Origin of the sequence: Alkalicoccus luteus (assembly GCF_052061695.1) — a bacterium.
Lineage (GTDB): Bacteria > Bacillota > Bacilli > Bacillales > Salisediminibacteriaceae > Alkalicoccus > Alkalicoccus luteus.
Genome location: NZ_JBPZEY010000003.1, coordinates 14751 through 38195 on the forward strand (window position 1 = coordinate 14751; position 23445 = coordinate 38195).

At 43.7% G+C, this 23445-nt stretch carries 24 protein-coding genes; all 24 read right to left on the reverse strand.

Annotated features, from left to right (window positions below; genetic code table 11):
* Complete coding sequence (locus ACSZLD_RS04165; protein ID WP_444684320.1) at positions 1 to 1134, reverse strand: DEAD/DEAH box helicase; 1134 nt, start codon at positions 1132 to 1134, stop codon at positions 1 to 3.
* A gap of 99 nt (positions 1135 to 1233) precedes the next feature.
* The gene (aldA, locus tag ACSZLD_RS04170) at positions 1234 to 2685 is read right to left on the reverse strand and encodes an aldehyde dehydrogenase (RefSeq protein ID WP_444684321.1); all 1452 of its coding nucleotides are present in this window, start codon (positions 2683 to 2685) and stop codon (positions 1234 to 1236) included.
* A 133-nt stretch (positions 2686 to 2818) separates the two neighbouring features.
* A complete protein-coding gene (locus ACSZLD_RS04175) occupies positions 2819 to 2965 on the reverse strand; it encodes a hypothetical protein (protein WP_444684322.1) in 147 nt (48 codons plus the stop codon).
* A gap of 22 nt (positions 2966 to 2987) precedes the next feature.
* Complete coding sequence (locus tag ACSZLD_RS04180; RefSeq protein ID WP_444684323.1) at positions 2988 to 4013, reverse strand: glycosyltransferase family 2 protein; 1026 nt, start codon at positions 4011 to 4013, stop codon at positions 2988 to 2990.
* A 1-nt stretch (position 4014) separates the two neighbouring features.
* Positions 4015 to 4938, reverse strand: coding sequence for a metallophosphoesterase (locus ACSZLD_RS04185; RefSeq protein WP_444684324.1), 924 nt, complete (start codon positions 4936 to 4938; stop codon positions 4015 to 4017).
* A gap of 9 nt (positions 4939 to 4947) precedes the next feature.
* Entirely contained in the window at positions 4948 to 5553 is a 606-nt protein-coding gene (locus tag ACSZLD_RS04190) for a sugar transferase (RefSeq protein ID WP_444684325.1), read from the reverse strand.
* The gene (gene rfbC, locus ACSZLD_RS04195) at positions 5534 to 6115 is read right to left on the reverse strand and encodes a dTDP-4-dehydrorhamnose 3,5-epimerase (protein ID WP_444684326.1); all 582 of its coding nucleotides are present in this window, start codon (positions 6113 to 6115) and stop codon (positions 5534 to 5536) included. Before rfbC ends, ACSZLD_RS04190 begins: the two co-directional genes overlap by 20 nt.
* Positions 6112 to 7086, reverse strand: a complete 975-nt coding sequence (rfbB, locus tag ACSZLD_RS04200; RefSeq protein ID WP_444684327.1) for a dTDP-glucose 4,6-dehydratase — start codon at positions 7084 to 7086, stop codon at positions 6112 to 6114. The genes rfbC and rfbB overlap by 4 nt, the downstream gene beginning before the upstream one ends.
* A gap of 12 nt (positions 7087 to 7098) precedes the next feature.
* A complete protein-coding gene (gene rfbA, locus ACSZLD_RS04205) occupies positions 7099 to 7998 on the reverse strand; it encodes a glucose-1-phosphate thymidylyltransferase RfbA (protein WP_444684328.1) in 900 nt (299 codons plus the stop codon).
* Positions 7995 to 9035: a UDP-glucose 4-epimerase GalE gene (gene galE, locus ACSZLD_RS04210; protein ID WP_444684329.1), complete on the reverse strand. Its 1041-nt coding sequence runs from the start codon at positions 9033 to 9035 to the stop codon at positions 7995 to 7997. Before galE ends, rfbA begins: the two co-directional genes overlap by 4 nt.
* Positions 9032 to 10057 (reverse strand): glycosyltransferase family 2 protein, encoded by a 1026-nt coding sequence (locus ACSZLD_RS04215; protein ID WP_444684330.1) that lies wholly within the window; start codon positions 10055 to 10057, stop codon positions 9032 to 9034. Before ACSZLD_RS04215 ends, galE begins: the two co-directional genes overlap by 4 nt.
* A 14-nt stretch (positions 10058 to 10071) precedes the next feature.
* The gene (locus tag ACSZLD_RS04220) at positions 10072 to 11826 is read right to left on the reverse strand and encodes an ABC transporter ATP-binding protein (protein ID WP_444684331.1); all 1755 of its coding nucleotides are present in this window, start codon (positions 11824 to 11826) and stop codon (positions 10072 to 10074) included.
* Between the two features lie 32 nt (positions 11827 to 11858).
* Entirely contained in the window at positions 11859 to 12977 is a 1119-nt protein-coding gene (locus ACSZLD_RS04225) for a glycosyltransferase (RefSeq protein WP_444684332.1), read from the reverse strand.
* Positions 12913 to 14277 carry a glycosyltransferase gene (locus ACSZLD_RS04230; RefSeq protein WP_444684333.1) on the reverse strand — a complete coding sequence of 455 codons (1365 nt, stop codon included), beginning with the start codon at positions 14275 to 14277 and terminating at the stop codon, positions 12913 to 12915. The genes ACSZLD_RS04225 and ACSZLD_RS04230 overlap by 65 nt, the downstream gene beginning before the upstream one ends.
* A complete protein-coding gene (locus ACSZLD_RS04235; RefSeq protein WP_444684334.1) occupies positions 14177 to 15127 on the reverse strand; it encodes a glycosyltransferase in 951 nt (316 codons plus the stop codon). The genes ACSZLD_RS04230 and ACSZLD_RS04235 overlap by 101 nt, the downstream gene beginning before the upstream one ends.
* A 12-nt stretch (positions 15128 to 15139) precedes the next feature.
* Positions 15140 to 16090, reverse strand: a complete 951-nt coding sequence (locus ACSZLD_RS04240; protein WP_444684335.1) for a glycosyltransferase family 2 protein — start codon at positions 16088 to 16090, stop codon at positions 15140 to 15142.
* 2 nt (positions 16091 to 16092) lie between these two features.
* The gene (locus ACSZLD_RS04245; protein ID WP_444684336.1) at positions 16093 to 17091 is read right to left on the reverse strand and encodes a glycosyltransferase family 2 protein; all 999 of its coding nucleotides are present in this window, start codon (positions 17089 to 17091) and stop codon (positions 16093 to 16095) included.
* The gene (locus tag ACSZLD_RS04250; RefSeq protein ID WP_444684337.1) at positions 17082 to 17534 is read right to left on the reverse strand and encodes an FAD synthase family protein; all 453 of its coding nucleotides are present in this window, start codon (positions 17532 to 17534) and stop codon (positions 17082 to 17084) included. The genes ACSZLD_RS04245 and ACSZLD_RS04250 overlap by 10 nt, the downstream gene beginning before the upstream one ends.
* Entirely contained in the window at positions 17521 to 18660 is a 1140-nt protein-coding gene (locus tag ACSZLD_RS04255; RefSeq protein ID WP_444684338.1) for a CDP-glycerol glycerophosphotransferase family protein, read from the reverse strand. The genes ACSZLD_RS04250 and ACSZLD_RS04255 overlap by 14 nt, the downstream gene beginning before the upstream one ends.
* Positions 18657 to 19691: a glycosyltransferase family 2 protein gene (locus tag ACSZLD_RS04260; protein ID WP_444684339.1), complete on the reverse strand. Its 1035-nt coding sequence runs from the start codon at positions 19689 to 19691 to the stop codon at positions 18657 to 18659. Before ACSZLD_RS04260 ends, ACSZLD_RS04255 begins: the two co-directional genes overlap by 4 nt.
* Positions 19688 to 20881 carry a glycosyltransferase gene (locus ACSZLD_RS04265; RefSeq protein ID WP_444684340.1) on the reverse strand — a complete coding sequence of 398 codons (1194 nt, stop codon included), beginning with the start codon at positions 20879 to 20881 and terminating at the stop codon, positions 19688 to 19690. The genes ACSZLD_RS04260 and ACSZLD_RS04265 overlap by 4 nt, the downstream gene beginning before the upstream one ends.
* Positions 20850 to 21953, reverse strand: a complete 1104-nt coding sequence (locus tag ACSZLD_RS04270) for a glycosyltransferase (RefSeq protein ID WP_444684341.1) — start codon at positions 21951 to 21953, stop codon at positions 20850 to 20852. The genes ACSZLD_RS04265 and ACSZLD_RS04270 overlap by 32 nt, the downstream gene beginning before the upstream one ends.
* Positions 21954 to 23087, reverse strand: coding sequence for an SAF domain-containing protein (locus tag ACSZLD_RS04275; RefSeq protein WP_444684342.1), 1134 nt, complete (start codon positions 23085 to 23087; stop codon positions 21954 to 21956).
* Positions 23084 to 23434, reverse strand: a complete 351-nt coding sequence (locus ACSZLD_RS04280) for a helix-turn-helix domain-containing protein (RefSeq protein ID WP_444684343.1) — start codon at positions 23432 to 23434, stop codon at positions 23084 to 23086. The genes ACSZLD_RS04275 and ACSZLD_RS04280 overlap by 4 nt, the downstream gene beginning before the upstream one ends.
* Between the last annotated feature and the right edge of the window lie 11 nt (positions 23435 to 23445).

The window sequence follows — 23445 nt, forward strand, 5'->3', positions numbered from 1 at the left end:
TTATACGCTCCTTTTCTTCTTCAATACTCCATATTCGATTTCTGCTTCGTGCAGGGAAATTTTCAAAACAGCAGCAATTTCCTTCATTCGATCTGTTTCGCTAGGGGTTAACAGGGAAACCGATGTACCACTTCTTCCGGCCCGGCCCGTTCGCCCGGAGCGATGTACATATTGATTCACATCATTTGGTAGGTCAAGCTGAATAACATGAGTAACCTGCTCGATGTCCATTCCCCGTGATGCTACATCTGTCGTCATTAACAGTCTGGATTCTCCCTCTCGAAAACCTTTCAGCGCTTTTTCTCTTTCCTGTTTGGACGTTTCCCCATGCAGAACAGCTGGCTTGCGGCCTTTAAACTCCAGCTTTCCTGCAGCTTGTTCAAGCTGATAACGGTCATTACAGAACACAATCGCATACACGTCATTCATAGAGCTCAGTTTCTGCAAGTGCTTCATTTTATCGCGTAAAGCTCCCTTTAAAACAAGATGCTCCACGTTTCCATCTGCTTTTGCGGAACGATTGATGCGAATCACATCGGCTTTGCCGGTCCACTCTTTAGCTTGTTCAACCGTACGTTTAGGAAGGGTAGCAGAGACAATATATTTGCGGCACTCCCGCTGAACAGCTCCGGCAATACGGCCAGCTGCCTCCTTATGTTCTTTGGAAAAAAGCTGATCTGCCTCATCAAAAACAAGCGTTTTAACAGCGTGCATTTTTAATTTCTTCTGCTGAATCAGCTCAAGCAGACGACCGGGTGTACCGGTGATGACAGCGGGCTTTTTTTTCAGTTTTTCCAACTGTCGTTTCACGTTGGCTCCGCCAATCAACGGCGCGCAAGTGAAGGATGAGCCCGACGTCCAAGCCTGTGCCTCCTCATGAACCTGCATTGCAAGCTCTCTTGACGAAACTACAATAACAGTCTGAGGTTGTTTTTCCTGCGCATCCATATGATGAAGTGCCGGCAGCAGGTAGGCAAGCGTCTTACCGGAGCCGGTTGGTGCTTCGCATATGATGTTCTGCTGCTGAAGCGCAGCTGGAATCATTTTCTCCTGTACTGGAGTGAATTTCTCATAAGCAGCCTTTTCCCAGTTTTCCTGAAGAAAAGGACGTAATTCATTTAATTGTTCTGTCATAGTAGGTCCTCATTTCTGCATATCTATCCCATCTATTGTACAGGAGACAAGACCTTTGCCGCAATGCACAAAAAAGCCGGCGGCTGCCGGCTTTTTTTGTTACTCGTTAGTTTGCTTGTATTGCATGTAAACGACCTGCGTGCTGAGAAAGTCACCGAGACCATGTTTTCCGTCTGTCCCGCCTATACCGGACTTTCTAAAGCCTGCATGATAACCCTGAACCGCTTCGAAGTTTTCACGGTTTACGAACGTTTCACCGAATCGAAGACCGTTTGTAAGCTGCATCGCTTCGTTATAGTTTTCTGTGAAAATGGAGGACGACAGTCCGTAATCAGAGTCGTTAGCTTTATCGATTACTTCTTCGATTTCTGTAAACGTAACGATCGGGAGAACCGGTCCGAATATCTCTTCCTGAATGATCTCCATGTCCTGCGTTGCGTTTGAGATAACAGTAGGCTCATAAAAGAACCCTTTCTCCGTATCGGCTCTTTTTCCACCGGTTAGGATGCTGGCTCCGGCTTTTACAGCGCCCTGAACCATTTCGTCCACCTCTTTCAGCCTGTCTTCACTGACGAGAGGCCCCATGTCAAGCGACTTATCCTGCAGCGGATCCCCGAATGTCACCTGCTTCATTTCTTCCGTGATTTTATTCGTAAATTCCTCCGCTATATCCTCATGCACATAGACTCTCTCTGCGTTAGTGCATGCCTGACCGGCATTAATGATCCTGCTTTTCGTAATATTTTTAACTGCTGTGTCTAAGTCAGCGTGTTTTGTAACAATGGCTGGAGCCTTCCCGCCCAATTCCAAATTAACCTTGGTAATGTTCTGAGCTGCCGCTTCCATTACCTTTACACCGGCGGGTACACTTCCGGTCATTGTAACCATCTCCACTTTTTTGTGTGATGCCAGTGCGTTACCGATTGTGGAACCTTTTCCGGTAATGAAGTTATATACTCCTTTAGGGAGTATATCCATGTTGTGCACCAGTTCTGTGAAAAAAGCAGCTGTGTTCGGCGTCTGCTGGCTTGGTTTCAGCACAATTGTACATCCTGCCATCAGTGCAGTTGCCACCTTACGAGCAAGGATAAATACCGGAAAATTCCAAGGCACGATTCCAGCTACTACTCCAATCGGTCGGCGGTGAATAAAAATGTTTTCATTTGGACGGTCGCTCGGAACAATTTCTCCCTCAATCCGTCTCGACCATTCCGACATATATTGAAAATAATCAAGTGCTAAATCGACTTCTCCTGAAGCCATTTCGTCGCTTTTTCCCTGCTCTTCCATAAGAAGCCGAATGAAGTCGTCACGGTGCTCCGTCATTTTCTGACCTATTTCCCGTACGATTCGACCGCGTTCGTTCGTTGGAACAGCCCCCCAGCTCTTCTGGGCATCGGCCGCTGCCTGAACTGCTTTTTCCACGTCTTCTTCTGTTCCGTTATAAATGGAGGAAATCACTTCCTCTGTAGCGGGGTTGATCACATCGATGGTTTCTTTTGTTGATGATTCCGTATACGAACCGTTAATATACAATTTATGTGTATTCATGAAAAGACTACCTCCTAGTAGGTGATAGTCTGTATGTACCCGAATTAGAGGTAACGATAAACCGTTACCTTTCAAAACGTAAGCACCAGGACGCAGAAAAATAAGCTGCCGGCACCATTACGTACCGGCAGCTTTAGTGTATCGGCTGCTCCTGCTCTATGTCCTGTTCCTCCATGTCATCTATGACATACACTGGACCGCCTTCACTGATCATGTTCTCAACTGCTGCTTCATAAGCTGTCTTGTCTGTTTCGAGAATGAGAGGAATTCGTCGCTTCATCCAGCTCACCTCCCTTAAACCTCTATTCCCGTATTTGGTTAATCAAAAACTGAAAATTCAGTTTTTTATTCATTTTTGATAGTTTTCGCCTTGCTGATTCAAAAATCTTATGCAGATAAGGATGTACATAAAATAGCTGCAGTTCTAATTTGCCTCTTTTTCTTACAAAATGTTTGTATTTTCTAAAAAATGTTTTATAGTCCCGGCTAAACTGCTTTTGGTAATGGATAAGGTTTTTGGTCATCCTGTAATGAATAATGTACATGTGGAGAGTCATCGTCGCCTGCTTTGCACACCATTCCAATTTCCCTTGATCTTTGAAAAACTGCATACGGTCTTCGTAAGCACTAAAAACGTCTGCTCGAAGTTTGTGATAAGGCGAGTTCATAAAACTTTCATCATTATGATAGTAGTAATAAAGTGTTTTTTTTACAAATACTATACGTTCAGAAGCTTTAATGATGTGATGAATTACGTGCTCGTCGTCACATCCTTTCCCCACCGGGTACTGTATTGAATCAAAAATTGTATGATGATACAGCTTATTCCATGGCACAACCAATTGAAACGCAAATGGATGAAACAAGAGCTCCAGCGCTTCATTTTCAGTTAAAATGGACTCCGCACTTATGGGTGAATCGCTGCTACTATTTATTAATTCCACACTTCTCTGTTCTGTTTTAACCGCTTTGCACATTGCCAAACGGACGTTTGTTCGCTTCATTGCTTCATGTAAAGATTTCAGCATATTGCGATGATAATAATCATCTTGGTCTAGGAATGCGATATAAGTTCCTCGTGCACACGCTATTCCGTCATTTCGTGTTTTAGCCAGACCTTCGTTTTCTTTATGAATCACTTTTACACGTGCATCTTTATTCGCGTATTCATTGAGTATATCTAGACTGCCGTCTGATGAGCCATCGTTGATACAAATTACTTCGAAATCCTCCATGCTCTGATTAAGCACGCTCTCCAAAGCAAAGGGCAGAAACGATTCACCGTTGTACACTGGTACAATGACACTTATTTCTGGAGTGTTCCTCATACTATCCCCTCTTCAGTTCAATAAGATTCACTTCCGGAGGATTGAAGAGTCTCGTATTCAAAAAACCGCTTGACCCCAATCCGGTGCTGACATACTGTTGAATACCCGCGTATTCCCAAAGACCCTTGACTCTGTCCTGAGGGGGGAAAAGCCCAAATCTGCTGTAGTAAGCTTCGGGTACCAGCAATGCTCCATAAAACGGCATGCGGATTTCTCCTCCATGATAATGGCCGGCGATGTGAAGATCGATTTGCGGCAGGTTCACCGCAGAGTCATCCTCATACATGTCGAGTCTTATATCAGGGAGCGGGTAATGATAGATCGACAAGACAACCGATTCTTTCAAATCAGCATTTTCCATCTCTTGATCAAGTGCAGCAACATGTTCGCTTTGCGGAGCCTGAGTACTCGACGTTCCGAAGCGGAGCAGCATGTCAAAATCTGCGGCTATGATCGAATCATTTCCCCTCTCGATCCGATAAGCGGAATCAAGCAGCTTTACTCCTCGTTCAGAAAGCCCTTCGACCAGTATATTTTTCATGCCATCGCGTTCATAGACCGGCAGGAATGCATCAGGATCCGTATTTCCGCCTACAAACAGAGCGTCATTCAGATTGTGCATTCCTTCAATTAAATCGTAAACAGGCTGCGTATTTGTACTGTATTCATCATCAAGCAGGTCGCCAGTGAATATGGGCATATCATAATCGAGCTCATTAATGACTTCCGTAAGCTTATCCTGCCTTGAGCCAAATGTCTGTTCATGAAGGTCTGTGATTTGCAGAAGTGTAAATCCTTCAAACGCCTCCGGCAAGCCGTCGATATACACGGTTTCCTTCACTACCTGGATCTGGGCATTGCTGTGCCAGTAAAGGCCGATTCCGATCATGATACCTACCGCTGCAATCAATGCGGCTTTTTTCATTCACTTCACCTACCGTCCTGCTTCAGCATGCGGTGCACGCTTATACTTTTGAACGCCACCTTTCTGATCAATTCCTTCGCGCTTTAACACTTTTATAAACGTAAGCCAGAGAATTTTCATATCCATCATGAACGTGCGGCTGGAAGCATATGTCACGTCAAAAGCAAATTTCTCTTCCCATGACAGATTATTGCGTCCGCTGATTTGAGCGAGCCCTGTAATGCCTGGTTTCACGGTATGACGAAGCCGCTGTTCATCCGTATACTCACTTAAGTATTCTACAAGCAGAGGCCGCGGTCCTACGAGGCTGAGCTCCCCCTTAAGCACGTTCCAGAGCTGAGGAAGTTCATCCAGGCTCCACCTTCTGATCATCGCTCCAGCACGTGTCAGGCGCAAAGAATCCGGCAGAGGAACCCCATCTTCGTCCGTTTCGTCTGTCATCGTTCGGAATTTGTACAGAAAAAATAATTCTTCATGTAATCCAGGCCGCAGCTGCTTAAATATCACCGGACCACCCATCGTTTTTTTGATTATATAAGCCGTAAAACCGATAACCGGACTAAGAATGATTAGCAGCGTCAAAGCAGCTGCAGCATCAACGAACCTTTTCCCCATCATTAATTCCTCCTTTTACACCCGGGAGCCTGGCAAACTGAAATACTGGCAGCTTTTCATCTTTCTGAGAGAGAACAGGCTTCAGTGCCGGCCAGCTGATATTCAGCTGATGATCCGCCCAGTGAATACCTGCTTCGTGTTCAGGAGCGTAATACGCATCTGTTTTATACAGCACCTCTGTATCAGGTACAAGTGTCATGAAAGCATGTCCGCACCCTGCCGGTACATAAAGCTGCTTTCGATTATCCGATGTCAGTTCGACTGCTGCATGCTGCAGAAATGTCGGGGAATCCCTGCGAAGGTCAATGACCACATCGTAGATGCTTCCCCGGATACAGCGGACTAATTTGGCTTGTTCATATGGTGGCAGCTGATAATGAATCCCTCTTAACGTTCCTGCTGATGCTGAAAAGGATTGATTCTCCTGGATAAATGGCCTCTCTATGCCTGCATCTTTTAAATGGGACTCTCTGAACGTTTCCATAAAATAACCACGGTGATCTCCGTACAAAGCAGGGTCGAGTGTAAAGCTTCCTTCAACACGTAACGCCGTTATTTTCATGCCGTTCCCACCTTTTTTAAACGGTCCTGGCGTTTTGGCTCCCACCAGCTTCGATTCTCTCGATACCAGGAAATCGTTTCTTTAAGACCTTTTGTGATCGAATAAGCCGGCTGCCATCCGAGCTCCCTTTTTATCTTTGATGCATCTACTGCATAGCGCCGGTCGTGGCCGAGCCTGTCCGGAACGAATGAAATAAGAGAATCAGGCTTCCCGAGTTCTCTCAAAATCTCTGAAACGATTTCCAGGTTTGTGAATTCAGAAGAACCCCCAATGTTGTATACACTGCCAGAAGCCCCTTTCATTAAGACAAGCTCGATAGCACGGCAGTGATCATCGACGTGCAGCCAATCCCTTATATTTAATCCGTCACCATAAACCGGAAGCGGCTGGTTATGCATGGCACAGCTGATCATTCTTGGAATCAGCTTTTCAGGGAATTGATATGGCCCGTAATTATTTGAACAGCGAGTTACCATTACTTGCATCCCATACGTATTTTGGTAGGCCAGCGCCAGCATATCAGCCGCTGCTTTGCTGGCTGAGTATGGACTGCTCGGCTGAACGGGAGACTGTTCATGGAATGAGCCTGAAGGGCCAAGGCTGCCGTACACTTCATCGGTTGAGACTTGTACAAACCTGGTCACACCTGCTTTCCTGGCTTCCTCAAGCATGATATGAGTACCTGTGACGTTTGTTTCCGTAAAGGCAAGCGGACCTGCAATGCTGCGGTCCACATGACTTTCTGCTGCGGCATGTACAACCGCGTCGATCTGATAGCGATGCAGCAGGTAACGAACAGACTTCGTATCGCAAATATCTGCTTTTACAGGATGCTTTTGCTCTGAGAACGCCTGAATGTCTCCTGCATAGGTGAGTTTATCCATATTCACGACCATATGATTTTGCTCTAAGCGTTTCACAAGATGCCTGCCAATGAACCCGGCTCCCCCGGTTACAAGAATATTCATCATAATCCCCTCTCTTTAGATAACTGTGAGCTTAGGCATATGAGGTGAATCGATTTCTGCGATTCGCTCCAGATATTTGCCGTATTCCGTTTTACGAAGCGGAACAGCAAGCTCCAGCAGCTCCGATTTCGTAATATATCCTTTGATATACGCAATCTCTTCCAGACATGCTACTTTCAAACTCTGCCTCTTCTCGATAATTTCAATAAACTGGGAAGCCTCCAGCAGGGATTCATGTGTTCCGGTATCGAGCCAGGCAAACCCTCTCCCTAGCAATTCCACCCGTAGATCATCTTCTTGCAGGTACTGGTCCAGGACATCTGTAATTTCAATTTCCCCTCTGGCAGACGGCACGACCTGCTTGGCAAAGTGAACGACTCTGCTGTCAAAGAAGTATAGTCCCGTTATCGCATAGCTGGATTTAGGCTGTGCCGGCTTCTCTTCAACTGACAATACGTTTCCAAGTTCGTTAAATTCAACAACTCCGAACCGTTCAGGATCTTTAACATTATAGCCAAATACAGTTGCACCTCTGTTTGTTTCCCGAACCTTAGTTAAATGCTGCGTGAACTCATGGCCGTAAAAAATATTATCTCCAAGAATGAGTGCAACATCGTCCGATCCGATGAAAGACTCGCCAACTAAAAATGCATCTGCCAGTCCTTTAGCTTCTTTCTGAACGGCATAGGAAATAGAAATGCCGAGATCTTCACCGCTTCCTAAAAGCTGTGAAAACCTCGGCGTATCTTCTTCTGTTGATATAATCAGGATTTCTTTAATACCTGCCAGCATCAAAACCGAAAGCGGGTAGTAAATCATTGGCTTATCATAAACCGGAAGCAGCTGCTTGGACATTGATTTCGTCAGCGGGTAAAGCCGGGTTCCTTTTCCGCCAGAGAGAATAATCCCTTTCATGATGTTTCCACCTCCATAATCATTTCACTGCGATAGCCCGCAGGATTTTTCTGCTGCCAGTTCCAGCTGTCACGGCACATATCTTCCAGTCCCAGCATCGCCTTCCAGCCTAGTTCCTGCTCTGCTTTGCGAGTATCTGCGAAGCTGACAGCTGCATCTCCCGGGCGCCGGTTCGTGACCACAAAAGGTATTTTTCTTCCCGAAACAATGCGAAACATGTGAATAAGCTCCAGAACACTTGTACCATAGCCGGTTCCGAGATTATATACGTGATAGCCGGTTCGTACCTTCCCTTTGTTAATAGCGGCGATATGCCCCTTAGCTAAATCCGTCACATGAATGTAATCTCTGATACCTGTTCCATCTGCCGTCTCATAATCATTTCCGAAAACCTGCAGATAACTACGTTTTCCGGCGGCTACCTGTGTCACGAACGGCGCTAAATTGTTTGGGATACCTAGCGGGTCTTCTCCGATCAGCCCGCTCCAGTGCGCACCGATTGGATTAAAATAGCGAAGTGCGGTGATGCACATCTCTGGATATGCGGCTGACGTATCCATTAGCATTTCTTCAATCATTTTTTTTGTTCGTCCATACGGATTAGTTGTTAGAAGAGGTGCATCTTCCGTTACCGGCATCTGTGCTAAATCTCCGTAAACGGTCGCGGAAGAAGAAAAAACTAGATTAAGGCAGTTAAAGTCACGCATCGCTTTTAAAATCTGTATCATTGTACCAAGATTGTGGTCGAAATAGTCGACAGGCTGTTCATTTGACTCACCTACCGCTTTCAATCCGGCAAAATGAATCACTGCGTCTGGCCGTTCATTTCGAAAAATCCTCGTTACCGTCTCTTCTCTGCGCAGATCAGCGAAGTAGCAGGGGACCGCTGAATTTGTAATCGTTCGGATTCTTTTTACCGCTTCTAAACTGCTGTTGCTGAAATTATCGGCAATGACAATACGGCAGCCTGCTTCAATAAGCTCGACTGCCGTATGGCTCCCAATATACCCGGCACCGCCGGTGATGAGTACTTTCATGCCGGCTCCTCCTTTAAGTTCTTTTTATAAATTTTCGTGTTTCTGGATCGGAGCAGTCTTGAAATAAGCTGCGGAAACTGTAAAAAAGCGAGTAAATAAAGCTTTTCTTTTGCATAAAGCTTTTTATTGCCTAAAAGCTTTATCTTATAGTTAATCAGATGACGATGCACTTCTTCAATTACAGATTTTCTAATTGCAGGATCAGGATGCTGCTCGAGGTCGATAAGCATCCATCTGAGCGACCGGAAGTGACTTGCGCTGACTTGGTCCAGTAAGGAGAGCGGATAATTGTGCCCTTTTAAAAACGAAAAACACTCATCATAATTCTGCAAAATATCAAGTCTTTTCATGGTAAATAAACTTAATTGATTTCTTGTAAGGCTGTTTTCATGAATGCGGTAGTAGTAAAGCTTCGTTGCTGTTGTTGCTATTACTGAAGCCTCGTGGAAAAGCTGATACACAACAGCAGCATCTTCAAAGCTGCGACCTGTCGGGAATCGTACGTGATCGAACAACTTGGTTTGAAATAATTTGTTCCACAGCTCATAACCATACATATTTGTTGAAAGTAAATGGTGAACACCCACTCTTCCAGTCATGACGGCAGAGGGCTCCACTTTCACTTCAGAAAAAGCAGGCGGGAAAGAATCCTGTTTCACTCTATATGCCTGGCAAACAGCTATCGAAGCCCTATTTGCTAAAACCATCTCCATAAGAATTTCAATCATTCGAGGATGAAGCTGGTCATCTCCATCTGCGGAATGAATATACTCACCAGCAGCATTGTCCAATATTGTATTTCGCGCTGCAGCCGGACCTCCGTTTTTCTGGCTAATAACCTTGATCCTCGAGTCGCTTTTTGCTAGTTCATGAATGACCGGAAGGCTGTTATCAGTTGATCCATCATCAACAATCAAAATTTGCAGGTTCGGATATGTTTGATCAATCAGACATTTAATCGTACCGGTTATTTTAGATTCCAGATTATAGCACGTTACAGACGCCGTGACCTTGGGATACATGGATGTACCTCCTTTCACCCTGTAGGTTTATCTGAGATTGCAGATTCATGAAGTACGCCGTTGCTCATTTCGTAAACCTTGTCGCACCGTTCGATGGTTGACAGTCTGTGAGCGATAATTATAATTGTTTTCTCGCCTTTTAACTGATTAATACTGTTCATGATTTCCTTCTCCGTGCGGCTGTCGAGGGCAGATGTTGCCTCGTCCATAAACAGAATCTGAGGATCATGATATAATGCTCTGGCAATTCCAATCCGCTGCCTCTGACCGCCTGAAAGTCTTGCTCCGCGTTCTCCTATTTCTGTATAAATACCATCAGGAAGAGATTTTACAAAGGTTTTTAGCTGCGCCTGCTCTAAAGCTCTCCATGCTGCTTCTTCGTCAATGTCTGCTTCATGAATCCCAAATGCAACATTTCTTAAAATTGTATCATCTGAAAGAAAGATAAACTGCGGTATATATCCAATATTCCGCTGCCAGGATTGTTTCATTGCATGTATATCCTTGCCATCAGCTTTAATCGCCCCTTCTGTTGGATTCAACAATCCAAGCAGTGCATCCATTAACGTTGACTTTCCGGATCCTGATTCCCCTATAAATGCAGTAGCAGATCCTATTGGAATCGATAATGATACACTTTTGAGGGCTGGTTCTGACTGATCAGGATAATAATAGGAAATTTTCTCCGCCTCGATAGAATGCTTAAAGCGACGCGGCAGTTCAGCCTGTGTCAGTTGTTCTTTATCTGCTTCATTTCCCATCATAAAATCCTCGTAGACTATATCCAGGGCCGGTTTGTTATAGCGAATTTGAGTTAACAACGCCATTACTCTCGTAATGGAAGGCATTAATCGGAAGGCTGCCATAGCAAAGAGAGCCATAATCGTGATTAATTCGGACGTATCTGCTCCTTGGTTCATTATAACGAGCATAGTGATTAGAATCGTGAAAACCAATATAGTTTCAATAAACAAACGAGGAGCTGAATCAAGCATTTTCATATATCTGCCGTTGTTCGCTTTTATTTGACTGTAGTATTGAAAGGCATGAATAAAAAAGTTCTCACGTCCGGACACTTTCACATCCTTGCTTGCTCCTAAACTTTGATTGATCCATTTAATCATAGTACCAGTTACTCGCTGCTGCTCAGTCCCCAGTCTACTAATTTTCTTTTTAAAGATTAAAAAGAATATGCCAATTGATCCTCCAAGTATTCCTGCGGCCGTCATTGTCGCTGTTGGCGCTGTGAACATCAAAAGCGTCACAATACAGATAATGACAAGCACCTCTGTTAATAATTGAAAAACGGCTAAAATAATGCCTTGAAAGACTTTTGGTACTTCTGCGGTAACGTTTCGAAGCAAGTCGGATGAATTCCGCTGAAGATGAAACGTATACGGCTTTCTCAAATACGTTTTCAGAAGCTGGCTTGATAGCTTCACTTGCTGATTTAGCAAAATACGGAACTGAATGTAGAAAAAGCTCAATAGATAAACATTCTTTGCAACAAACACAAATAGAAGCGAACCCACTGCAGCAATAACAAACTGCTGATGCCCAGTAAATCCGGCTGTATCATAGATCCATCTAATAACCGGTTGAGTTTCTACGATTTCAGGGTTGGTAATAATACCTACAAAAGGGAGCATTACTCCAACTCCAATTGTTTCAAATAATGCAGCTCCTACCATTAAAACAAATATAATAAGCAGCTTCTTATTATCTTTCTTCTGAAATAAAGCCAATGTTTTCGCCAAATTATCCTTCAATATTGACACCCCTCTTTGTTTAACGGAATCTGCTATTTTACCATGCTGTATTTGTCTTTTTTGTTTCTGACTGCTTCTTTAATCCCCTGAGCCAGCTCGTCAGGTGTAAATCCGGTAAGCAGGGCAGACTTATCATCCTTCAACTGTTCTACTGCTCCGGTTGTACATGTGGATACAATCGGTAATTGAAGGATCTTAGCTTCGGCTATTGTTAAGCAAAAGCCCTCGTGCCTGGATGGTTGTACGTATATATCTGCCTGTTTCATATACGGGTATGGATTTTCGAGTACACCCAGCATGTGAAATCTCTCCTCGAGATTACAGGCTTTTCTTAGCTTTGCTATATCTTCGGTCCATTTGCCTCCGCCGATCCAATACCATTCAGCATCGATGCCATCATCAAGCAGTAGCTTCAACGTATGAATGGCAAGATCGGGCCCTTTTTCTTTCATCATTCTTCCAGTTGTAACGATAGTAATTGCTTTATTTTTTATCCGCATGGTTCGCTGCAGTGAGCGTTGCACGATTTCTTCGTGATCTATATTCGTCTGAAATGCTATAATATCCATTTTTCGTTCAGGAAGTCTTGCCCTTAGAACATCTGCTGCTTTTGAGGAGACTACTCGTATTTGATCAAATTGAAGGTATACTTTTGTGGCAAAGGAAGGATCAAACCCTATCTCATTAACATCAAAATGAATCCACTGTATTTTTTTCTTTCCTGTTGTCCTGAAGGCTGCATAATAGCTGATAAAATCCATTGGTCCTGCATATGCATGCACTTCATCGTAGAGCGTTTTATCTTTCGGTATTGATTCAAATAAACGTTTAAACTGGATTCTCCTGTCGCCTGTCAATTTCATTCTCAAATGCAGTTGGGCAAGATCAATCGCTTTCATCAGATGCCCTTTCCGGAGCGACTCGATTAATCTTTCTTTCGGATGATACATGAGGTTATGATAATAATAATCAAAAAAAGGAAAATCCTTCACTGTAACCCAGTCAGGAATTTCCTTTAATAACTCACCCTCTTTTTTTAACAGTAAGACAGTTACTTCATCTTGTTCACTATAACGCTTTAATTCATTAATAAATGCTTTTTCCGTACCGCCTAAATTCATACTGATTAACAGGTACAGAACTTTTTTCAACAGGAAAACCTCCTTTGCTCGCGAGCAGATCATTTACTTTCTGCTTCAAATCACCATCCACTGATGTTTCGTTAATCTGCGCTATAGAAATATGCTGTCGAAGTTCTTTATTATTAATCAGTTTTGAGATATCTTCAGCTAATTTTTCGGGCTCAAAAGCAGAGATAACTCCGTTCTCCAAGTGTCTCATCTGCTGATAAACCGCATCAAATGGAGTCGTTACGACTGGAATCCCGAGTGTTCTGGCTTCTGCTATCGCGATTCCATACCCTTCAAAACTTGATGTTTGTACATAGACATCTGCCTGTCTTAAATATGGATATGGGTTATCTTTCACGCCCAGAAAATGAATCTTGTCATTCACTCCATACTCATTTGCCATCTCTTTTATTTCTCTCTCAAGTGGTCCTTTCCCCAGCACATACCAGTCAAAATCAATTTGCTTATTCTTTAAGATAGCTGCTGTTTCGATCAGCCGATCATACCCTTTTTGTCTCGCTAAGCGTCCTATTGTTACGATTTTTACGTTTCCCTTTAATTTCGGACTTGCTTCCGCTGCCAGTGAGCGTATCAGGCCAGCATCTAGAATATCTTCAAAAACAGTTATTTTTTCAGGCTCCATCAGCTGATTGCTAATAAATATTTCCTTGGCTGACTCTGATACCGCAATGACTTGATTCATTTGCTCGTAGAAAACACGTTGAAACTGTGCTTCCTTCTTATTTAACTCGTAGCTCACATTAACCCATGCCAGCTTAGAATTGGATCTTACTTTTTCGGCGGCATAAAACGTGGGAATTCCCTGAGAATATGCGATCGCTACATCATAAGACTTTTGATTTATTGGAATGTGTTTTGCAGCCGTCTGCCAGAAATATCTAGCTTTTCTGCGATTATTTGCTTTTGGATGCCGTATCAGCACAGAATAACGAATTCTGTCACTGCTCATGCTGAGATTTTCTTTTAACATGACACCAGCTGATGTTCTGCACTTCGATACATACTCAAGTTCAGGTAGAACGTTAACTTCAGCAGGTACCATCTTTTCGAGGGGACCTCCTTTAGTAATCAGCTGGAGATCAACTGTGTGAATGCTATAATCGATCAAGTTTAAAAACGTAATCAGACTTTTTTCAGCTCCTGCGCATTCAAGCGATTCGATCGTTATGTGAATCCTCACTCCCTCCACCTCTCTCTGTTTATTTAAATATCTTCTCATAAAGCGTTGGATTCGTACAAAAAACTGTATTAGCTGTTTTTTGCTTCCAGTTAAACCTTGAAGAGAATAATACTTTTCCATTCAGTTTTTTCCAATCTTTATAGGCTTTTGCCCGTTCCTCTTGCAGGTCCGGCCTTTCAATAAGTGATTGTTTATAACACCAGTAAAATTGCTGAAAGTATTGATAAAGTGCTTGGGAAGACAGGTCTTTGTAATGATCGTTCAAATACATAAATCTTCCTTTTAATGCGGGAAGTTTGTCAAAATGATAGGCTTCCATTTGAATCGCCTCGGCACTTCCTTTTCTTACAGGCTCAATTAAGTAAAAATACAGTTTGTTCTTAATCCATACGGTTTTAGCGGCATGATGAAGAAGTTCATGAGCAATCCATTCTTCCGGTTCACTGACTCCTTCCGGAAATGGCCCCTGCTGCAAAAGCTCCTTTTTCACCAGTTTATTCCAGTTAATGAAGAATATCCGATCTAATTCAATAAGCAGCCTCATGCTCTCTTTTTTTGAGACAACCGCTTTATCGATTTCAAAATTCCTGTGTGCTTCAGACTCGTCCCAGTTTTCACTTTCTTCAACAGGGCGATGGGAGACGATGACAAGATCCGCATGACTGGCTTCTTCTCTCATTAATTCAAGCATGCGTTCATGTACTTCATCTCGTATATCAGGCATCCATACGAACGAATGAGCAGCCCGTTCAATGCCTTGATTGAGTGCTCTTCCCTCATTCGGAATCTCTTCTTCTACCACCGTAAAAGCCAGCGAATATTGTTCCAGCTTTTTCTTCAAAAAATCAGTATGACGTGGATCCGTTATAAAAATCCATTCATCCGGCATGCAGGTCCCTTTCAGCACAGATTCAATCAGCCGGAACTGCTGTTTCCAATGTTTATCAAGTATGACGATGCATGAGATCACTGCTCCCACTCCTTACTCTCTTTTGTTAGTAATTAGTTTCTCATACCAATTATCAGATAGATAAAACAATACAGAAGCCGCTTTTTCTTTTACTGTCAGGTGGTTAGTCATCAGCAGTTGAATAAAATGCTTCTTAAAACATGCTCTACCACGAATTCTTACGGAAGGTTCTACCATTCCTTTCGACTGGTTATAATACCAGAAGAAAAGATGATGAAAATGAACCAGGCCTTTCTGATAAAGCTGTTTATGTGGTTTTAAATAGATGAGCCTGTTGGAAACAGCTTCTATTTTATCGAACTTCTTTGCAGACATGCTTGTTCTAGTCTCACTGCTGCTCCTTATTCTGTAGAAATAGAAATCATGTTCAATGTGCACTATCTTCTCCGCTTCATTGATAAACGAATGGGCCGTGAATTCATCGTCGTAATGTTTTCGTTCGGGATAGGTGACGCGACTAAACAATGATTTATGGTACAAGCGGTTCCACGGAACGATAAATGTATGTTTGTCATCAAACAGTTTTTCCAATGCGTTTTCTTTTTCAATTAATACAGGTGCAGGCCAGCTGGTAAAATAAGCTGCAGGTTCACCATCTATCACTTCCTGATAATTACAAAGAACCATATCGGCTTTTTCACTGATGGCGGCTTGATATAGAGCTTCCAGCATTTCCGGGTGGTACCAGTCATCGCAGTCGATGAAGCTGATATAAGTACCATTGGCGTTTTTTACTCCGGTGTTTCTTGCTGATGCGATGCCATTATTTTCTTTATGGATGACCGTAATGCGCTCATCTTTGGCAGCATAACTGTCACATATATCGCCACTGTTATCTGTAGACCCATCGTTGATAATGATTAATTCAAAATCTTGAAAGGTCTGATTCAAAACAGATTCAATACAGGCTGGCAGGTATTCCTCTAAATTATATGCAAGAGCGATTACAGATATCCTGCACATGATTAACCTCCCCGCTGAAGCCTTTGCATGATAGTTACTACTAATAGTCGATTACTTTCTTTCGCGTAAAAAAAACCTGACCTGATCATTTTTATTTTTGCTGCAGTTTTTTTATCTGTTATGTGTGGAGCTATTGCGTCATAGTTTTTTAAAAACGTAGTGCGGATCGCTCCGAAAAACTGATTAGCTTCCTTTCGGGAAGCAAGATCTTGCATCACCGTGTACAGAGCATCAATAGTCCACCACGTGTAACGCCTCCACACTTCAGGCATAACCGCAGGTTCTTCCAGAGTCATCTTTTCAATGATGTACTCCCAGGCTTCGTAGCTGTCCATTCGTCCTTTGTGATAACGCTCCATTAAAATGCTGTTTTCTCTTGCGCGGTAAACGTACCCTGTCCAAGAGAGGACGACAGTTTTCTCAGCATTTGTGAACAGTGATGGAGAAATGGCTAAATCTTCATGAATTTTACCTGATGGGAAAGTAATATTTACGAACAGGCTTTTTTTATAGAGCTTATTCCACAGTGCAAACCTGTAAAGTTCTCCTTTGAATAGTTCATGGAGTGCCTGCTCTCTGTTTAAAACAATACTCTTCACTTCATCATTGAATGCTGTGACCCGCGCTCCATATTGTCTGGCGTGCCCACAAACAGCAATGTCAGAAGATGTTTTTTCAGCCGCCTTATGCAATTGCTTAAACATCTCTGCTCTAACCCAGTCGTCCGAATCAACAAAGCCGATCCATTCGCCTGTTGCTCGTCTTATCCCGTGGTTTCTGGCTTCTGCTACACCCTGATTAGCTTGAGAATATAAATAAAAGTGTGAATATTGATCTGCATATGCTGCTGCGATCTTACTGCCCCCGTCTGTCGAACCGTCATCAATCATGACAATCTCGAGATTCGGATGAGTTTGCTTTGCAAGGCTTTCCAGACATTCCTCCAAATAGGCTTCTACATTCATAAATGGAACAATGACGCTGATTTTAGTTAGCTCCACGGCTGTCCCTCCAGCTCACTTATTTTCATCACTTTGAGCTTTTCCGTAAGCATTGTAGAAGAAATACCTTTTGTATATGGAAAGTAGATCACATCGACTCCATGCACAGACAGTGCTTGTTCGGTTTCCTGAAACAAGCTGCTCCCTTTCCAGTCATCTCCGACAAACATGGCATCAAACCGAAGCCTCTCCCAGGCTGCGTACTTGTTTTTATCCCATTGCGGGACCACTTCGTCCACACACGAAAGGGCAGCCACAATTGATATCCGCTCAGCGAATGGGATAACCGGCAGCTTATTTTTGGACTTCATCACAAGGTCATCGGTACTGACTCCAACGATCAAATGACTGCACTGAGATTTAGCTTTCTCCAGAATAGTTAAATGTCCGATGTGAAACAAATCAAATACACCAGTCGTATATCCGGTTTTATATTGTTTCAACTGTGCTCATCTCCTCTCGTTTACAAAATGAGGCAATCTCACCTGCTATTATTTCTGAAGCATTCCCTGTTTCGAAGAAGACATGTTTTTCTAAAAACGCCTGGCGCTTCTGTTCGTAGGCAGATTGTGACCAGTTCGACAAAACCTCAACCAATTGAGACTCATCGCGAATAACAGGAAAAGGAAGCTCATGAAACGTAAAATAAAACCCTCTTTCTGCTTGAGAGTAAGTGTCCAGATCTGGCGTATAGAGCAGCAGCGGTTTCGCCGTCAGCATAAAATCAAACATGAGCGATGAATAATCGGTGATGACAATTGAAGCAGCCGCAAGCAGCTCCTGCATATCATCAATCTCATCTGTCCGTCGGTAGCCTGCTGTGTCAGAAGTTCTGATATGAGGATGCAGTCGAATGAGTGTCTGCCACTTTCCTCCAAAGGACTGATGAAGCACTCGTTTTAAATGTTCAGCGTTAGGTAATGACGGCTGACCGTGCTGACGGAAGGTTGGAGCAATCACGGCAAGCTGTTCGTCTTCTGATAATCCAAGTTTATTTTTAACTTGTTTTCCTGTGATCTTTCTCCGCCATTCGTTGACAAGCACATCGTTTCTCGGAGTACCCTCTTCTGAAATCCGACCATCATACCAAAAAGCCTGATTCATAATATCAGTACTTGTTCTGCAGCCGCTCAAAAGCAAATCACACATTGACGAATCACGAAGGGCTTTTTGTCTGTAAGACTGCGGTAAAAAATCGAATGCATCCTTTTCTATTTTTTTTAACCTAAGTGAACTGTGCCAAGTCTGAATGTATCTTTGCTGCTTCCGCTTACGATAGAAAGAAGGCAGACGCTGATTCGTCACGATTATTTTAGCTGTCGCAAGATAATAAAAATATGCGAGCGTCATCGGCTTTACCGATTTGTATGCTGCATCTGTGCGCGGTTTAATTAACACCCAGATTCCTTCTAAATGCGCTTGGGATCTGGCCATTTCTTCACTGATATATTTGGGATTGCAGCTGTATTCTGCACCGTCGTAACTCATGAACACCACTCTGTTCCACTTAACCGGAAAGATAGCCATCACTTTAAGAAGTAAGAACGCTGCTTTTTCTTTTATGTTCATATCAGGCCGGCCTCCCCTGTTACAGGCCTTAAAGGTGATACCGCCTGCGTTAATCCTGCAGCTCTCCTTCCTTTCTCGATACCTTCTCTGCCGATATAAAGAAGCGGACTTTTTAGAAACAGCCGATGCTGTTTAATCATTTCTTCCCTCGATAAAACCGGCTGCATTAATAATCCTTGTACCATTTCCCGCTTGATGCGCCTGCGGGCCTGTTGCCATTGTTTGTTAAACGGCTTTCGGGCGAGAAGCTTATAATGAACGAGGTGCATGTGCACAGCCTCTTCACGCTGCTTTTCATAAAGCTTCGGGTAATACAGTTTCATGAACCTGCAGCGATCTAAAATTCCATCCAGAATGTCCAGGTGTTTAACGGAATACGCAGCGATGATGCTTCCTTCTCTCTGCCTGTATCCATATAACGCTTCCTGCACGTACGCAACTAACGTTGCATCATGAAACACCAGATGCTGCCAGAACATATCCTCAAACAGCTTCCCTACTGGAAAGGGTTTGTCTTTTATCAGTTCTGAGCGATACAGTTTACCCCAAGCAAAATTTTTCAGATAAACGTTATCTATGAGTGCTTTCATCGCATCTTCACGTTCGAGAAGAAACGGGAGAGTGTGATGCTGCGTCCTGGAATCAATAAGCATTTTATCCGGCCACATGTAGACATGATTGGTCTGAACAATATCAGCCCGGTTCAGTAAAGCAGCACGGAGTGATTTCTCCACCCAGTCCCTCGCGAGTACGTCATCACTGTCTACAAACGCTGTATATTCTCCTTTGATGAGAGCCATCCCTGCGTTTCTAGCGTCCGATAATCCGCCGTTTTCTTTATCTACGATCGTGATTCTCGCATCCTCTTTTTGAAAGAAAGCTGCAATCTTCCTGCTTTTGTCTTTACTACCGTCATTCACGATCACAATCTGTAAATGCGGATATGTCTGCTGAACAAGTGAAGTAAGGCATTCTTCAATATAGGGTTCCACATTATAGACAGGTACGATAAGCGTAATGAGTGTATTCATGGGCCCCCCCTGATCAATTCATGAAATTGAGCCATCTGGCTTTCAGTTGAAAAATCGAGCTTTGCGCAACCGGCCTTCAGCCGAGCTGCCACTTCTTCATGAAGCAGCACATCTTCAATACTGTCCGCTAAATCTGCTGATGTCTGCCCGGAAATTATTCCGTTTTCGAGATGTTTCACCTGAGCTGCTGCTGTCGGATAGCCTGCAATGACTATCGGAATACCGAAGAGCTGCGCTTCCGAAACGGTGACCGCTTTTCCCTCATATCTGGACGGTTGAACATATAAATCAGCGCTTTTCAAATACGTGTATGGATTACGCTTCTTACCTAGTAGTTGAAAGCAATCCTGCACGTTCAATTCTTCCATCAGCTTTTTTAATGCAGGTTCTTCACCGCCATATCCGATTACTTGCCACAAAAAAGAAAAGCGATTCCGCTTTTTTAATTCAGCCGCCGTATAAATTGCTGTATCAATTCCTTTGGCGTGCGATAAACGTGCAATCGTCAGTATATGCTTTTTATCTGAGGATACTTTCTCGCATGCTTGTGCTTCCCTTATAATCCGCTCTGTTGGAAGCACATTTTCGACTACTACTGTTTTATGACTGAATTCAGGGTAAACGGATAAAAAAGCATGACGAACTGTACCAGAAACAGCAGCGATTGTGTCAAAGCTTTTCCAGACTCTCTGATCCAGCTCCCGGTCGACTTCAGCCTTTGAGAAATCAGTGTGAATCCATGCCGCTTTTTTGGGGGCTTTTGCTTTTAAAGCTGCATAGTGCGGCCACAAAAAACTGATCACCATATCATAAGTACCTGGTATTTGTGGGAGCCGTTTAATCGTTCTATCCCACATCCACTGCATTTGCCTGTATCCAGGCTCTTCCAGATTTAACTGTTTTCCAGCAGCATTTGCCTTCACTTTAGCAAGCAGTCTTTCCCAGCCTATTCTAAAAAACCGACTTGCAAAGGTATCTTTAATTGATTTTCTAAATGTAGCATAAGCAGGCATTTCAGGAAGGAGCTTTATGTTATCGGGAATTTCATCCATTAACTCTCCTGTATGACTCATAAGAAATAAATGAACATCATAAGAGCTTTTACTTAACTCTTCAAGCAAGGATATCAGGCTCTTCTCGACTCCGCCTATTCCCAGATCAAATGATATAATCAGCAGTTTTTTGCTCATGTCCGCCTCCTTTCCACCTGTAGAGCTGATAATAATGTTTCAACACTTCTTCCGGGGGCACTGCGACAGGATCACTTGTACCTTTATGTGAATCTGTTGCAACAGATACCGCTTTTTCTGCCCAGATTGCAGATCCGGCTTCCAGAGGCAGTCTGTAGAGCAACCCTCCTCCCAGGTCGGCTTCCGGCTGCAAAGCCTCTGAGCCTAGCACCGGGGTTAAGGAAGCTTGAGCTTCCAGTGCTGCAATCCCAAGCCCCTCAAAAACAGATGGCATTAAAAAAACATCCATCAAGTGATAGTAGATGGATGGATCCTCGACAGCACCAGTAAATGTGACTAATTCAGCAACTGACAGTTCCTCTGCTTTCCGCCTCAGCGTTTTAAGCTGATCTCCGTCTCCAACAACCAGTAAAACAGCCTTTATCCCCTGCTTCTGCAGCTCGCTTACCATATCGAACATAAATGCATGATTCTTCACCTTTGTCAGTCTGCCTACGCTGCCTAATACCAGTTTATCCGTCCACCCGTATTTTAGTTTTAATCTCAGCACCTCCGCTTCGGGAGGTCGTTTAAATTGCTTAGGATCAAACAGATTAGGCATGACTTCAAACGATTTCCCAGCAAATAAATAATTTCCTGCTGCCGAGCTGCAGGCCCGACAGTCAGTCGCGCTCAACGCTATGCTTGCTCTCATAAGCTTTTCATAAATGAACCTTCCTTTTTTGTCTGAAGGGTCCGCAGTCGTGTGAGCGTGGGCAATTCGGATTGGCACCCCCGCCGCTTTTGCTGCTGCAAGGGGAATTCCGCTCTGAAAAAGAGTGTGTGCGTGAACGGCCGCCGGCTTCACAGTTCGAAAAAGCTGAAAGTGGTCAGATAACGATCCCGGATTGGGAATCGTCCTTATTTCTCCACCCAGATTCTTTATTTCCTGATCAAACGTACCGGTTCCGGTGCCGTAAGTTAAAAAAATGCTCTTCCAGGGCGGCTTCATCCTAAGCAGCGTCATCAGCATTTTTTCCGTTCCTCCGATATTCATTGCACCAGTTACGTGAATAACTGTACTGCTTTTCATTTATCTCACCTCTGAAGCACTCTGGAGCGATTTCCAAATGGATAATGCCCGTGATCGCGGAAGCTCCAGGTCTGATATGTGAAGTATTTTTCCGGCAGCCACTGGTCGTTTCACTACAGCGTCCTTTATTAAACCAATCGGTATATGATCCGGCTGAAGTGCTGTTTTTACCGCTTCCCCTCGCACCTCAAAACTTCCGCATCCCTCCGAAATGAACTCACCTGGTTCAAGTGTCCGCTTTGCAATAGCTGCCGCACTAATCTGTGGAGCAATATTGTTTGTAAGCAGCTGCGGCTCTCCGTTTACTACTCGTCGCAACGTCTTGACGATCTCGAGATGACATAAATGGAAAGGGGTTGTCAAGGTGTAATAAGGACCTGGTCCAAGCTTAAAATAATCCAGGGCCGCTTGCTGTGCACCTGTGTGGGAAGCTGTGATGAAGACTCCTGGAGGTCCAGCCTGACAAATAACATAATCGCTGACGGGCCGCCCATTACCTGCTTCAGCCAACCTTCTTCCTCCTTCTTCGACATTATCCACTGTTTCGCCAGTGAGGCCCTGCTGCAAAATGTCTGCCTCCAGTCCATTAGCGGTCAATACTTGTTCAATTTGCACTTTTGTTCCATCTGTAAAGGAGGTGACCTTGGATAACCTCAATCCCTTTTTTTCTGCCCAGTACATCATATCCTGCCTGGATGGATGATGATTTAGAAAACCTTTTATATTCCCATAAACAACTGGAGTGAATCCCATAGAAAGGACATTTTCTCTCAATGCAGCCAGACTTCCCGGCTGATCACCTTCCGCCTCGGTAATGTAGCCGGTTTTTATGAAATAAGATCCGGTTGTTACTTGAAGCTCGGCATTCATTGTCACAACCGGAAGTCCCATGCGGTGTGCCTCTTCGATCACTTCCGTTCCGTGATGTACGTCCCCGCTGCATTCGACAATGATTTCAGCTGAAGCTGCAAACTTCCCTATGTCGTTCGTAAGCAGCGTTGTTTCTATTTGCAGGACATCTTCAGGTCTTCTCCGGGTTAATATACCGGAAACGGTGAATTCTTCATCCTGCTGAAGTCTTTTATAAAGCCCTGTGGCAATAAAACCAGTTCCGGATATACCGATTTTTGTCATCCTGTCATCCCCCCTTCAAGACCGTCCTTTTTTTTTTGCCAGATTATAAATTCAAGTACTTTCTCATATTCTTTCAAATCTTCTTCACTAACATTTAACTCTCTTATCCGCTCCAGCAGGTTTTCCTGTCCATCTGTTCTTCCGCTTTCCGGCTGAATACCAAGAAGGGCGATTAAATCTGTTTCCAGAACTTCAGCAAGCTTCTCCAGAACTTTGATTGATGGATTCTCATTGATGCCTCTTTCGATATTACTTAGATTTGATTTCGATATATTCGCCTGCTCTGCTAACTCCGTCAATGTCATCCCCTTCGCTTTCCGGAGTCTTGTTATGTTTTGTCCAATCATGTTCATACCCT

Excerpts from the sequence above, each read along its gene's own strand:
- ACSZLD_RS04165 (WP_444684320.1), bottom strand. The coding sequence starts at position 1,134 with ATGACAGAACAATTAAATGAATTACGTCCTTTTCTTCAGGAAAACTGG.
- rfbC (WP_444684326.1), bottom strand. The coding sequence starts at position 6,115 with ATGAAAATAACGGCGTTACGTGTTGAAGGAAGCTTTACACTCGACCCT.
- ACSZLD_RS04275 (WP_444684342.1), bottom strand. The coding sequence starts at position 23,087 with ATGACAAAAATCGGTATATCCGGAACTGGTTTTATTGCCACAGGGCTT.
- rfbA (WP_444684328.1), bottom strand. The coding sequence starts at position 7,998 with ATGAAAGGGATTATTCTCTCTGGCGGAAAAGGAACCCGGCTTTACCCG.
- ACSZLD_RS04180 (WP_444684323.1), bottom strand. The coding sequence starts at position 4,013 with ATGAGGAACACTCCAGAAATAAGTGTCATTGTACCAGTGTACAACGGT.
- aldA (WP_444684321.1), bottom strand. The coding sequence starts at position 2,685 with ATGAATACACATAAATTGTATATTAACGGTTCGTATACGGAATCATCA.
- ACSZLD_RS04175 (WP_444684322.1), bottom strand. The coding sequence starts at position 2,965 with ATGAAGCGACGAATTCCTCTCATTCTCGAAACAGACAAGACAGCTTAT.
- ACSZLD_RS04190 (WP_444684325.1), bottom strand. The coding sequence starts at position 5,553 with ATGGGGAAAAGGTTCGTTGATGCTGCAGCTGCTTTGACGCTGCTAATC.
- ACSZLD_RS04255 (WP_444684338.1), bottom strand. The coding sequence starts at position 18,660 with ATGAACATAAAAGAAAAAGCAGCGTTCTTACTTCTTAAAGTGATGGCT.
- ACSZLD_RS04215 (WP_444684330.1), bottom strand. The coding sequence starts at position 10,057 with ATGTATCCCAAGGTCACGGCGTCTGTAACGTGCTATAATCTGGAATCT.
- ACSZLD_RS04270 (WP_444684341.1), bottom strand. The coding sequence starts at position 21,953 with ATGAAAAGCAGTACAGTTATTCACGTAACTGGTGCAATGAATATCGGA.
- ACSZLD_RS04280 (WP_444684343.1), bottom strand. The coding sequence starts at position 23,434 with ATGATTGGACAAAACATAACAAGACTCCGGAAAGCGAAGGGGATGACA.
- ACSZLD_RS04240 (WP_444684335.1), bottom strand. The coding sequence starts at position 16,090 with ATGTGCAGGATATCTGTAATCGCTCTTGCATATAATTTAGAGGAATAC.
- rfbB (WP_444684327.1), bottom strand. The coding sequence starts at position 7,086 with ATGATGAATATTCTTGTAACCGGGGGAGCCGGGTTCATTGGCAGGCAT.
- ACSZLD_RS04265 (WP_444684340.1), bottom strand. The coding sequence starts at position 20,881 with ATGAGCAAAAAACTGCTGATTATATCATTTGATCTGGGAATAGGCGGA.
- ACSZLD_RS04230 (WP_444684333.1), bottom strand. The coding sequence starts at position 14,277 with ATGGAAAAGTATTATTCTCTTCAAGGTTTAACTGGAAGCAAAAAACAG.
- ACSZLD_RS04260 (WP_444684339.1), bottom strand. The coding sequence starts at position 19,691 with ATGAATACACTCATTACGCTTATCGTACCTGTCTATAATGTGGAACCC.
- galE (WP_444684329.1), bottom strand. The coding sequence starts at position 9,035 with ATGAAAGTACTCATCACCGGCGGTGCCGGGTATATTGGGAGCCATACG.
- ACSZLD_RS04185 (WP_444684324.1), bottom strand. The coding sequence starts at position 4,938 with ATGAAAAAAGCCGCATTGATTGCAGCGGTAGGTATCATGATCGGAATC.